Source organism: Kineothrix alysoides (assembly GCF_000732725.1).
GTDB lineage: Bacteria > Bacillota > Clostridia > Lachnospirales > Lachnospiraceae > Kineothrix > Kineothrix alysoides.
The window spans coordinates 1787403-1799067 of the sequence record NZ_JPNB01000002.1; the positions used below are offsets into that span (position 1 = coordinate 1787403).

Annotated in this window: 11 protein-coding genes; all 11 read left to right on the forward strand. The window is 41.6% G+C overall.

The genetic code is table 11. The annotated features are described in order from the left end of the window. The first annotated feature begins 31 nt into the window (after positions 1 to 31). The gene (locus CC90_RS0119195; protein ID WP_031392333.1) at positions 32 to 712 is read left to right on the forward strand and encodes a DUF5672 family protein; all 681 of its coding nucleotides are present in this window, start codon (positions 32 to 34) and stop codon (positions 710 to 712) included. Positions 713 to 727: 15 nt separating this feature from the next. After that, positions 728 to 1597, forward strand: coding sequence for a glycosyltransferase family 17 protein (locus tag CC90_RS0119200; protein ID WP_035315856.1), 870 nt, complete (start codon positions 728 to 730; stop codon positions 1595 to 1597). A gap of 89 nt (positions 1598 to 1686) precedes the next feature. After that, positions 1687 to 2541 (forward strand): DUF3431 domain-containing protein, encoded by an 855-nt coding sequence (locus tag CC90_RS0119205; protein WP_031392335.1) that lies wholly within the window; start codon positions 1687 to 1689, stop codon positions 2539 to 2541. Between the two features lie 56 nt (positions 2542 to 2597). Then, positions 2598 to 3605, forward strand: coding sequence for an O-fucosyltransferase family protein (locus CC90_RS0119210; protein WP_035315857.1), 1008 nt, complete (start codon positions 2598 to 2600; stop codon positions 3603 to 3605). Positions 3606 to 3637: 32 nt separating this feature from the next. Continuing rightward, positions 3638 to 4492, forward strand: a complete 855-nt coding sequence (locus CC90_RS0119215) for a glycosyltransferase family 2 protein (protein WP_051869789.1) — start codon at positions 3638 to 3640, stop codon at positions 4490 to 4492. Then, positions 4450 to 5673: a hypothetical protein gene (locus CC90_RS0119220; RefSeq protein ID WP_132038511.1), complete on the forward strand. Its 1224-nt coding sequence runs from the start codon at positions 4450 to 4452 to the stop codon at positions 5671 to 5673. The genes CC90_RS0119215 and CC90_RS0119220 overlap by 43 nt, the downstream gene beginning before the upstream one ends. A gap of 19 nt (positions 5674 to 5692) precedes the next feature. After that, on the forward strand, positions 5693 to 7105 hold the full coding sequence (locus CC90_RS0119225) for a sugar transferase (protein WP_031392339.1): 1413 nt from the start codon (positions 5693 to 5695) through the stop codon (positions 7103 to 7105). Continuing rightward, a complete protein-coding gene (locus CC90_RS0119230; RefSeq protein ID WP_031392340.1) occupies positions 7105 to 8292 on the forward strand; it encodes a glycosyltransferase family 4 protein in 1188 nt (395 codons plus the stop codon). Before CC90_RS0119225 ends, CC90_RS0119230 begins: the two co-directional genes overlap by 1 nt. Continuing rightward, positions 8289 to 9443 carry a glycosyltransferase family 4 protein gene (locus tag CC90_RS0119235; RefSeq protein ID WP_132038510.1) on the forward strand — a complete coding sequence of 385 codons (1155 nt, stop codon included), beginning with the start codon at positions 8289 to 8291 and terminating at the stop codon, positions 9441 to 9443. Before CC90_RS0119230 ends, CC90_RS0119235 begins: the two co-directional genes overlap by 4 nt. 60 nt (positions 9444 to 9503) lie before the next feature. Next, on the forward strand, positions 9504 to 10535 hold the full coding sequence (locus tag CC90_RS23375; protein ID WP_051869790.1) for a glycosyltransferase family 2 protein: 1032 nt from the start codon (positions 9504 to 9506) through the stop codon (positions 10533 to 10535). 27 nt (positions 10536 to 10562) lie between these two features. Then, positions 10563 to 11657 (forward strand): glycoside hydrolase family 88 protein, encoded by a 1095-nt coding sequence (locus CC90_RS0119245; protein WP_031392343.1) that lies wholly within the window; start codon positions 10563 to 10565, stop codon positions 11655 to 11657. Positions 11658 to 11665: the final 8 nt, after the last annotated feature.

Consider the following 11665-nt stretch of genomic DNA (forward strand, 5'->3'; position numbering starts at 1 on the left):
TCATTGATTCAGGAGAGGAAAACGAAGTAAAATGAGCGAATATATCAATGGCAGGTTACAACTGCCAAATGTGACATTGGCGGCAATGACGAGTGTTAAAGTGAAGGAAACGGTAAAAGCACTTGCTTATAGTATGAAAGATATCGATTTTGGGGAAGTGGTATTGATTAGTCACAGAACCCCCTTTTTCCTTCCTAAAGGAATTACTTACAAGCATATCGACAGTTTAAAGACCATCGATCACTTCAATTACAATATGATTTATAAGATTCATGAATACATCCAAACGGATTTCATGCTTCTCGTTCATTATGACGGCTTCGTGGTGAATCCTGATATGTGGCGTGATGAATTTCTGGATTACGATTATATCGGTTCTCCGTTTCCCCTTCCGAAGGATGATTTTTCCTATAGGGATGTGAATGGAAATATTTGCCGGGTAGGAAACAGCGTATCCATCAGAAGTAAAAGGTTGTTGGAATTCCCTGAAAAGGCGAAGATTCCATTTGAGGCAGATCACGGTTTTTTCAACGAGGATGGATTTATCTGCTGTAAAAATAAGCATCTGTTTGAGGAGGCGGGAATGAAATATGCACCCCTGGAAGTTGCGAAGTATTTTGGACATGAATCTATGATACCAGAGGTTGCAGGCATCCGCCCTTTTGTTTTCCACAAATGGGCAGGGACGAATTCGGAATATCCGAAGTTTTAAAAAGGAGAATAATTTATGGTTTACGATAGTTTTCAGTTTTTTAATGAATTGGATATTCTATTGCTTCGCATGCATATTTTAAATGATGCAGTGGACAAGTTTGTTATTAGTGAATCCACGGTAACATTTTCCGGGGATAAAAAACCGTTATATTATGAAGAAAATAAGGAAATGTTCAAAGAATTCGAACACAAGATCATTCATAATGTAGTCGATGATACTCCCATGGACTGTGATGCTTTTACGCGCGATCATCACCAGAAGTGCGCTGTGGTGAGGGGCCTGGCGGAATGTAAACCGGAGGACATCGTTATTTTCAGCGATGTGGATGAGATTCCGAATCCTGAGACGCTGAAGACGCTTATTCCTAACGTAGAGGATGGAAAAATATACATGCTGGCGCAGCGCCTCTTTTACTGTTATCTCGATATGGAAGAGGTTTCAGGCCGTCTCCTTTCTGTGACGGGAGAATTCGAAGGTGTGGAAAAGCCTATGTGGCTCGGTACGAAAGTATGCCGTTATCGGATGCTCGAGAACTATACGACGGAGGAACTCCGCAACAAGGAGCAGAAAGCAATCGGCGTCAGAGTTGCTGACGGCGGCTGGCATTTCAGTTATATGGGCGGCGGAAAGAATCAGTCCGTAGAAGAGCGGGTGAAATATAAAATAAAAAGTGCGGCACATCAGGAATATAATAACCGCTCCACCTTATCCAAGGTAAGAAAAAATATCAAAAACCGTCAGGATATTTTCGGCAGGGATGCTCAGATCGTAAAGGTGAAAATCGATGAAACCTTCCCGGCGTATTTGCGTGAAAATATCGATAAGTATCGGTATTTACTTTATAAAGAACCTAAGTGGTATGATTTTATTTTCAGCAGATAAGCTGACTGTGAAGACGGGGTAACTATTCAGCAGGTCTGCACATGTAACTGTTAGGGTACTGAACAGTTACAAGAAAGGTATGATTCCGAATGAAAAAAACGGATAATTTTTTCCTCATTCATAATTTTAATACAGTTCCGGAGGTGCTTCTTTCGTATTGCGAAAGCTATCTTATTGTGGATGCTTCAACGGATAAGAACACAGAAAATCAGTTGAAGGAAAAGGGGCTTACTTATATTCATGCGGATAACACAGGGCATAACATTACGACCTATTTCGAGTATTTCGCAGAACATTATGAACGACTGCCTGAGGTTATCTGTCTTTGTAAAGGAAATATGCTGGGACGCCATCTTTCGGAGGAATATTTCCGCAGAGTTTATGATAATAAATATTTCACCTACCTTTATGAAGATAAAGATAGCAGAGAAAAGTTTTCTAAAATACCAGATGCAGATATCGGAAATAAAAAAGCCGGGATAAGCAGCATATCCAGCCTTGTAACGGAGAGCCAATATATTGAAGAGAATACTTCATGGTATGTGGAGTCTCCGAATCATCCCCACAGATATTTCGATAATTTCGATGATTTATTGAGCTTTATTTATAAAGATCCTGTGATTCCCCGATATTGTTTATTTTCACCGGGGGCCTGTTATATCGTAAGACGGGAGCAGATAAAGAAGCATAGCCCATCTTTTTACCGCAATCTGAATAAGATTATGAGTTATGAGCTGAATCCTAATTTCCCGTCGGAGGCGCATATGGTGGAACGCATGTTTCCCGTTATTTTCGAGGCGGCCTATGAGGAAAATGAATGGATGAATGATGAGGCGGCTTTCGATAAGAAATTATTGGAACGTGTGGAAATCATAAGAAAAAAGGATGAATGGAACGGGAAACGTTTTAAAAGGCTGAGGAAGCTTATTGGGCAGCATTTTTAGGTTAAAAAGTCAACAAGCAGAGATAGAAGTATGGAGCAAAGACAGAAGGTAATGATATGATCGGGACAGAATTTTTGAAAGGGCAAGGACTTGGCAATCAGCTATTTTGCTATATATCGGCAAGATGTCTGGCAAAGGATCTTTGCTGTGAATTCGGGACAGCAGGACAGGAACAGCTTGCGGTAAATATCCATAGTAAAAAGGGCATGTATTTTATGGATATGGATCTGGGAAGCCCTATTGCGGATGTGAGTACCTTCGATGTTTACAGGGAAGCGGAAATGCGTTTGTATTTGAAAAATTGTGTTCACGACATGGTGTATGGATGCTATGTAGCGGGAGCGGATGAAAAACTGTACGAGATAAAAGAAAATACGCTTATTTATGGTAATCTTCAGGCTCAGCGATATTTCCTTCATCATAAGGAGGAAATTAAAGAGTGGCTGCAAGTGAAGGAGGAATATGACTCTCACGAATTCACGAAAGATAACCTATGCATAATGAATGTGCGGGGCGGAGAATATGCGGATAACCGGGCTCTCTTTTTAAGACGAAGCTATTGGCTGAATGCCATGAAGCATATGAAAAATATTCGAAGCGATATGGAGTTTATGATTGTGACGGATGATTTGGAGGCAGCCGGGCGGATTTTACCCGGAATACCCGCTTATCATTTCGATTTGGCAGGGGATTACGTGACGATTAAGAATGCCAGGTATTTAATTTTATCCAATTCTACCTTTGCGTTTTTCCCGGCTTTTACGAGTGAGACCGCGATGAAAATTATAGCTCCCAAATTTTGGGCGAGGCATAATGTGTCGGACGGATATTGGGCCGGCGAGCAGAATATTTATGAGGACTTTATGTATTTGGATCGAAGAGGAAAGCTTTTTACAGCCGAAGAATGCCGTAAGGAGCTGGAAGAATATAAACGCCGGCTGGGGACTCTGATGAGGACGGTAAAGTATGAGGATTCGGCGGTCAGACGGCAGGCCGGGAAAGACAAATTTCTTTATTGGTGGGATAAGGCAAAAGGTAAAATATATCGGATTTATAAAAGATAGATAATAAAGACGAGGAAGGAGCTGATATTCTTATGGCAAAGGTTTCAATTTGTATTCCGGCTTATAACAATGTTACAGCCATGAAAAGGCTTCTTGAAAGTATTGCCGGGCAAGATTACAAGGACTATGAGATTATTATTACGGATGATTCTACAGACGAAAAGGTGTATGAATTGGTAAAGGATAGTCCGGAAATACAATATTATCGAAATGATAAAAGGCTTGGGTCTACTGCAAATTGGAACGAGGCTATGAGTAAGTGCAGCGGCGAATATGTGAAGATCATGCATCATGATGATTGGTTTACCGAGAGGGACAGCCTTGGAAAATTTGTTCGTTTGCTGACAGAACATCCGGAAGCGGACATAGCATTCTGCGGTACGAGACAGGTTGAAGGGGATAAAAGCTATGATAGACATATTTCTCCGGCAGATGCCGCTCTGATAAAAGAAGATTACCGTAACCTGTATTTGGGCAATACGATAGGTGCGCCCAGCGCAACAATATATAAAAAATCGGAATTAGCTTATGATGAGAATTTAGTATGGCTTGTGGATATGGAATTCTATATGCAGATATTAAGAAAAAATCCGTTGTTTATATATACAGAGGAACCGCTTATTTCCATAGGGGTAAGCAGTACCCAGCTTACCAAGGAGTGCATCGGAGATGAGAAGATAAATGTGAAGGAATACGGATATATCTATAAAAAGTATTGCTTGGATGGAGTCGAGGAATATGGCGGGAAGTTATTTCAGGTTTTTATGGATAATAATGCTTCTTATGAAACTGCGGGGAATTTTGGGATATCTCGCTTTGCCTATACGAGGGGAAGGCTGGCGAAATGGATGGGAAAAGTAAAATGGAAATTGGGAATACGAAAATAAAAAATAAATATTCGCTGGAACGCATCGGCATTATAGTTTTCTATGTCAGTGTATTATTGGAGCTTATTATCGTAATTATCGATAAAAGCAATTATATAAACCCTATTGAGGGACAGTTATTTCGTATTACCTTTGTGTTTGCATGCCTTAAGGTACTGCTTACCAAATATACGAAAAAAGAATGGCTTGCGATGCTCGCATTTGGAATTCTTGGGCTGATATCATATAAGATGACCGGAAGAAATGAGATATTGCGCATTGTGGTATTCATTGCAGCCTGCAAGAATGTAGATATGAGAAGAATGTTAAAATTCGTATTCTATACAACTCTGGCAGGATGTATGATATTGGTGTTGCTGTCCATCAGCGGGATATATGGCGGAGTAGCTTTAGTAAATGATTTCGGAAGAGGATATATTCAGACGAGATATACGCTCGGAATTGGTCATCCCAATGCACTTCATTGTATGTTTCTTATGCTCTTGTCGCTGGGATTGTATTTGTATAATGATAGGATGAGGTGGTATTATTATATTGTACTGTTTGGCTTAAACTATGGGCTATTTGTACTGACTGATTCCAATACGGGAATGCTGATGAGTATGTGTATGATAATTGGAGCCGTTCTCATAAGATACTGGAAGGGAATCCGGCAGCAGGTATGGATTTATGGTGCGGGAATCGGGCTGTTCCTTTTGTGTATCGCGTTCTCTGTTCTTGCCGCAGACAGCCGGGTGGCTAAACCATCCAAATATTGGTTTGAGAATCCATGGGTTGCAGAAGCAGAGTCTCACTTGAATGGGAGAATTATAGATTTATACTATGGTTCCGTAAATCAGGAGGGGACAACGGCGACGTGGTCGCTATTTTCCCGACCGGAAAATAATTACTACTTTGACATGGGATTTGTCAGGTTATTTTATTGGTATGGTATTATACCTGCAGCCATTTATGTGATATTACATATACTTCTTATCTTACAGTTATATAAACGAAGAGATGGGACAGGGCTTGTCATGGTAAGTGTTTTTGCAATATATACCTTAGTAGAGGCACATTTGGTATCTGTTTATATAGGCAGAAACTATATACTGTTTTTGATGGGAATGTATATGAGCGATATGCTGTATTTGGGAAGTGAAAAAGAAGCTTATATATGGAATGCAGGGAAGCTGATTTGAAAGGGGCATGTTTATAATCATGAAGCAAAAAAACAAAATCATAGAAGTATACGGTTTATGGTTTGTAGATTTGATATGTATAGTAATTTCCTTCGTGGCGGCAACCTATATCCGCTTCGGCAACTTCAAGGATATGGGAGACCAGAGCATACATTTTCTCGTATGCTTATGCCTGATGCTTTTTGGAACTGTCTATAACTTCTTTATTGATTGGAACAGGAACTTCCTAAGAAGAAGCATATGGAAGGAAGCTTACCGCGTATTACAATATAATGCCATTATGATTCTTGTGGTCACGTTTCTTATGGTGCTTGTAAAGTGGGCGGATGTGTTTTCTCGTCTTGTGCTCGCTTATTTCTTTGTTCTTAATTTCTTCCTTTGCTTAGCCGTGCATATGGCAATTAAAAAGTTTCTTTATACGTATTATGCTTCGGAGCAGAATTCGGTGAAGGTGATGGTAATAACGGAGAGCAGCCAGATTGATTTTACGCTCGACCGGTTGGAAAAGGAATTGGATATTTATTATCAGATTGTAGCCTTGGCGTGTATGGATGATGACCTTCGAGGAAAAGAGATAAGAGGAATTCCTGTCGTTGCGGGAAAAGAAGGCTTAATTGAGGTTGCCACTCAAATGGCACTCGATGAAGCATTTTTAAGCCTGCCGGATATTTCCCGGAAAAAGTTGGAACAGATTATCCGGGGATTCGGCGATATGGGAGTGAACTGTCACTATAATCTGGAGCTTCCGGGTATGGAAGCTAATAGAAGTAAGGTGGACAGTTTTGGAAATTATACGGTTATTACTTATACGCGTTTCCAGAGCAGCTACAAGAGGATGATGATAAAGCGCTGGATGGACATTGCCGGGGGATTTATGGGAATGTTGATTACCCTCATATGCCTGCCTTTTGTGGCGTTGGCTATTAAACTGGATTCCAGCGGACCTGTCTTATTCTCCCAAGTGAGAATTGGCCGTAATGGGAGACGGTTTAAGATTTATAAATTTCGTTCTATGTATATGGATGCGGAAGAGCGGAAGAAGGAACTGGAAGCGGAAAATGAAATGCAGGGACTTATGTTTAAGATAGAGAACGATCCGCGAATTACGAAAGTGGGAGCATTTCTTCGAAAAACGAGTATTGATGAGCTTCCACAATTCTACAATGTGTTCAAGGGAGATATGAGTCTTGTAGGGACGAGACCTCCCACACAGGATGAATTCGAGAAATATAATCAGTATTATCGCCGCCGTATCAGTATGACGCCGGGACTTACCGGTATGTGGCAGGTGAGCGGACGAAGCAATATTGAAGATTTTGATGATGTAGTGAAATATGATCTTGAATATATTGATAATTGGTCTTTGCGGTTGGATATTAAAATATTATTTCAGACGATAGGTGTTGTTTTATTTGGAAAAGGAGCAAAATAATGAATCTTGTGATTGATTGTTTTAAGCTTGTAAAGGGTGCAGGAAAGAGCATCGGTATTTATAATCTGGCCCAAAGCGTTGTCTCCCACCTGGGTGAACGGGCAGAACGCGAAACAGAAGGAAAGCGGGGATACTCGATTATTGTGCTCGGCAATTCCTGTAACAAGAAAGATTTTGCGGTGCCGGGCGTGACTTTCGTGGAGATGAAGGGAGACCCGCTGAATAAAATATATTGTATTTTCTGGGAGCTATTTTTGGTACCCGGATATGCGAAGAAGTATCAGGCGGACAGGATTTTATTTCCGCGCGGATTTGCCCCTCTTGGGATTGCGAAAGCTTTCGCCGGAGGAGTGAGAGGGAAAGTGAAGGATACGATTATCATTCATGACTTGATTCCCTTCTTTTATGATAAATATTATCCCGGCGTATTCAATCGGCTGGAAAATGCTTATATTATGAATCGGTTGAAATCCTCAATTCGACATGCGGACCGAGTAATTACGATATCGGAGCATTCACGGGAAGATATTCTCGATAAAGTGCCTGGCTGCGGGAAGAGGATAACGGTTATTCGCAATGGATTAAATGATGTTTCTTATGAAGCGGGAACGGCAGCACATGATGGGGAAGAGGGAATTAAGGGAGAGAAAAATAAAGACTATATTGTAGCCATGACCTCCACACTTCCGCATAAGAATGCTGCCGGAATTCTGAAATCTTATGAAGCTTATTATCAGTTAGCGAAGGCTGATAACAGGGAGCCATTAGAGCTTGTGGTTATAGGTATCGGAGATACTTCAGTGTATGAAGGGATGTCAGAGGAAGCGAAGGTTCATATAAAATGTTATAAATTCTTCGAGAATTTTGCAGATATGTGCAAGATGATTGCCGGAGGAAAGGCCTATTTATTCCTTTCCTATGCGGAAGGTTTTGGATTCCCGCCTTTAGAGGCGATGCAGATGGGACTTCCCGTCGTGTGCTCTGACAGAAGTTCGCTGCCGGAAGTAGTAGGGGATGCAGGACTTCTTGTGAATCCCGATGAAAAGGAAGTTGTGGCAAGAGCGCTGGACCGGATCATAACAGATGCAGCCTTGCGAGAAGACTTGGTGCAGAAAGGTTATGAGAATATCAAACGCTTTTCTTGGGAGACGAGAACAGACTTGTATTGGAAGGAATTGTTGCAGTGAGTAGACTACTTATATATGATACCTCTAATTTTATGGATTTTCCGATTGGCGGACAGTTGACGAGCATCGGTAATTTCCTGCGCTTTCTTTGCGAGGAACACCCCGAGCGTACAGATGATGTTATGTTGATCGGGATTACACTGGAGGCTGACGAGATAGGAAAAATAAAGAAGATCAGGCTGCACGGAAGGGAATTGAAGTTTCTTCCGGTAGCTGTTGCACAGAGCGACTTGGGCAATACTTCCAAGTCGCTGCGTTTGCAGTATATGAAGGGTCTGTTAAAATATAGAAAGCTATTAAAAATCAAAAAAAAGGACTGTAACTATATTCACACGCCGGAGGCATACGGTGTTGTGAAGTTTTTTTCTATGTACTCGAAATGCGTTATCTTTTCCCATGGAAGCTATTTTAATATGGAACGTGGATTTCGCTTCTTCCAGAAAAATGTATTCATTAAAAAGGGCTTCGTAGCGTATTTGAAATGGATACTGGGAAATGCGGATATGATTTTTCTGCTGGACAAGGACAGTTTAAGGGATTATGCACCTTATAATGATAATCTTGTGGAAGTTCTTAATTCTATCGTCTGCCCTGATATTCCGGGTGGGAAGCGCAGCCTGAAGGAGGGGAAACCGAGAGAGATTCTATTTGTTGGACGGCTTTCGAAGGATAAACAGGTGGAGCCAATTATTCAAGCGGTAATGGACACCGATTCTCTTGAAGGGATGGAGGAACTGCATCTTACGATTGTGGGTAATGGGGAAGAATACCGTAACTTAATAAAATACGAAGGAGATAAAGTCCATTTTACTGGTGCGGTTGTGCCTGAAAAGGTGAAGGAGTATATGGATAAGGCGGATATTCTCGTTATGAATTCAGCTTTTGAAGGAATTCCTATGACAATATTAGAAGGAATCAGTTATGCTCTTCCTGTGATTAGTACGAATGTGGGAGGCATCGGGCAAGTGCTTCATTTCGGTCAGGATTCGGAGGAAACCGACGGGACGGCAGAAAGCATACGAGGAGCGATGAAGAGAATTGCTGCTCATTATGAGCGTTATTCTGAATACGCATATGCTAATTCGAAGAACTTTGATTATAAAATGGTTAATAAAAAGGTATATGAATTACTGAGTATTTATTGGAGTTAACAGGGAAAGGCGTGTACCTTGATTTGTATACGTGCTAAAGCACGCAGATGGGAGCCCGATATGGAAAAAAAGGTAAGTATTATAGTTCCGGTATATAATGCGGAGAAATATGTGGAGCGCTGCCTGGATAGCTTGTTGGTACAGACATATGCGAATACGGAAATTATAATAATAGATGATGGATCTGTAGATGGAAGCGCTCACATGTGCAATAACTATGCGAGTCAGCATAACAGAATCAAAGTAGTTCACATTGCGAACGGAGGAGTTTCAGCAGCTCGTAATAGAGGAATAGAGGAAGCTGAAGGGGAATATCTGACCTTTGTAGATGCGGATGATTACCTTAAATATGATATGATAGAGTATCTTGCATTCTGCCTGGAGGAAACCGGAAGTGATGTGGCAGGCTGTAACTTTTTTTCGCTTTCTGCGGCAAAGGAAGTGGGGAGAGTGAGTGTAAAGGGCACAGAAGAAGAACCTGTGCAACGGTCAGAAGATAATAAAGAAATGTGGAAGACTTACGGTAAGCTGGAATTGTTATGCGGAGAAGCTTTTATCGAGAGAGGAATCCTAAATGGAGACACCAGATGCTGGAGCAAGGTTTATCGGAGAGAAGCAGTTGGGGATATCCGTTATGAAGAAGGAATATCCATCGGAGAGGATATGCTGTTTCTTCTTGCACTTGCAAGAAAAGGTTCCAAGTTTTGCCGGAGTCCGTATAAGGGTTATGCCTATTTTTCCAATGAAACAGGGGCGATGAACCGCAGGTTTAAGAATAGTTATATGGATCAGATAATCTGCTGGAAAATAGCCATGGAACAAATTGGCGAATCGGCCCCTCATTTACGAGCGAAAGTGGCTTCTATACTGATGATTTCCACGATGCTCGTTGCCGGGAAGCTGGCAGCTTTGGAAGGATCGGAAAGGAAAAAATGCAGGGAAGCGGTAAGCGTCTGCAGGAGACAGCTGGAGGAATGCAGGAAAGTAAAAGGAGCATGTAAGAAGCTGTCCTTCGGATATCGAGTAAAAGTAACAACTTATGCGATATGCCCCGGCCTGTATCTGTGGGGTTATCATTTACTGAAAGCATAGAATACAAGAATATGTATAGGAGAAAGTATGACGGAACAAATTAAAAGGATGGAAGAAGAAGCGAGAAAGCAGCTGCTTCACTATCACGAAAAAAGCATTTCCCAAGCAGTAAAAAATATTATAAAAAAGGCAGCAGGGCGTTATGTTCCTCCAAAGGATTTAATTTTCTGGCCTACAGGGCTGCTTGCGAATACCCTTATGGAGAATTATGAGGAGTGCGAAGATAAGGAAGCGGTGCTTACAGCACTGATTACTTATTTTGACCGTTGGATTGATAAGGGAATGCCTATTTTTTATATGGATGATATCCTGTGTGGTGTAGCACTTATTGATTTATATAAGCTGACCGGCAGAGAGAAATATAAAACAGCAGCAGATAAGATGGCAGAGTTTCTGTATCAGATGGAGGAGAAAGAAGCGGATCAGACAGGAAGCCTTCCTTATCGCCCATCCCAGAAGAACTATTATATTTATGTGGACGGCATCGGGATGATTTGTCCCTTTTTATGCAAATATGGAGTGGAATTCGGGCAGGAGAGGGCGATACAGACAGCGGTGAAGCAGATAAGAAATATGTTATCCTACGGTATGGATGAAAAACTTATGCTTCCTTATCACGGTTATAGGTATGAAAGTAAGGTAAAATATGGTATTATCGGATGGGGGCGGGCAGTGGGCTGGCTCCTTATGGGAATATCAGGTACGCTTAGATTTCTTCCTGCCGAATGGGAAGGTTGTGAAGAATTGAGAGAAATGTTTTCAAAAGTGGTGGAGAGCACAGCCTCTTATCAAAAGGAGAATGGAGCCTTCTCGTGGCAGTTGGAAACAATAGAGGGGCCGGAGGACAGCTCCGCTACAGCGATGATTGCTCAGGCAGTGGCGGAAGGTCTGAAATCTGGCATTCTAAAAGGAAATACGGAGATGGAGAGATGTGGATATCTGATCGGACGGGCAGCGGACTATATCGAAAGCTGTGAAAAAGATGGTAAAATATTCCACTGTTCCGGTGAATGTATGGGATTTTCGGAGTATCCGCAAATATACGGCGCTTACCCGTGGTCATTAGGACCGGGGTTGAATTTGTTGTTCGCAGCGGGGAATCTTATAAATGACAGGAGATAGGAAAAGAA

What these genes read in the sequence shown, in the direction of transcription:
- CC90_RS23375 (WP_051869790.1), top strand. Translation starts at nt 9,504, where the DNA reads ATGGAAAAAAAGGTAAGTATTATAGTTCCGGTATATAATGCGGAGAAA.
- CC90_RS0119230 (WP_031392340.1), top strand. Translation starts at nt 7,105, where the DNA reads ATGAATCTTGTGATTGATTGTTTTAAGCTTGTAAAGGGTGCAGGAAAG.
- CC90_RS0119200 (WP_035315856.1), top strand. Translation starts at nt 728, where the DNA reads ATGGTTTACGATAGTTTTCAGTTTTTTAATGAATTGGATATTCTATTG.
- CC90_RS0119210 (WP_035315857.1), top strand. Translation starts at nt 2,598, where the DNA reads ATGATCGGGACAGAATTTTTGAAAGGGCAAGGACTTGGCAATCAGCTA.
- CC90_RS0119215 (WP_051869789.1), top strand. Translation starts at nt 3,638, where the DNA reads ATGGCAAAGGTTTCAATTTGTATTCCGGCTTATAACAATGTTACAGCC.
- CC90_RS0119195 (WP_031392333.1), top strand. Translation starts at nt 32, where the DNA reads ATGAGCGAATATATCAATGGCAGGTTACAACTGCCAAATGTGACATTG.
- CC90_RS0119205 (WP_031392335.1), top strand. Translation starts at nt 1,687, where the DNA reads ATGAAAAAAACGGATAATTTTTTCCTCATTCATAATTTTAATACAGTT.
- CC90_RS0119220 (WP_132038511.1), top strand. Translation starts at nt 4,450, where the DNA reads ATGGATGGGAAAAGTAAAATGGAAATTGGGAATACGAAAATAAAAAAT.
- CC90_RS0119245 (WP_031392343.1), top strand. Translation starts at nt 10,563, where the DNA reads ATGACGGAACAAATTAAAAGGATGGAAGAAGAAGCGAGAAAGCAGCTG.
- CC90_RS0119225 (WP_031392339.1), top strand. Translation starts at nt 5,693, where the DNA reads ATGAAGCAAAAAAACAAAATCATAGAAGTATACGGTTTATGGTTTGTA.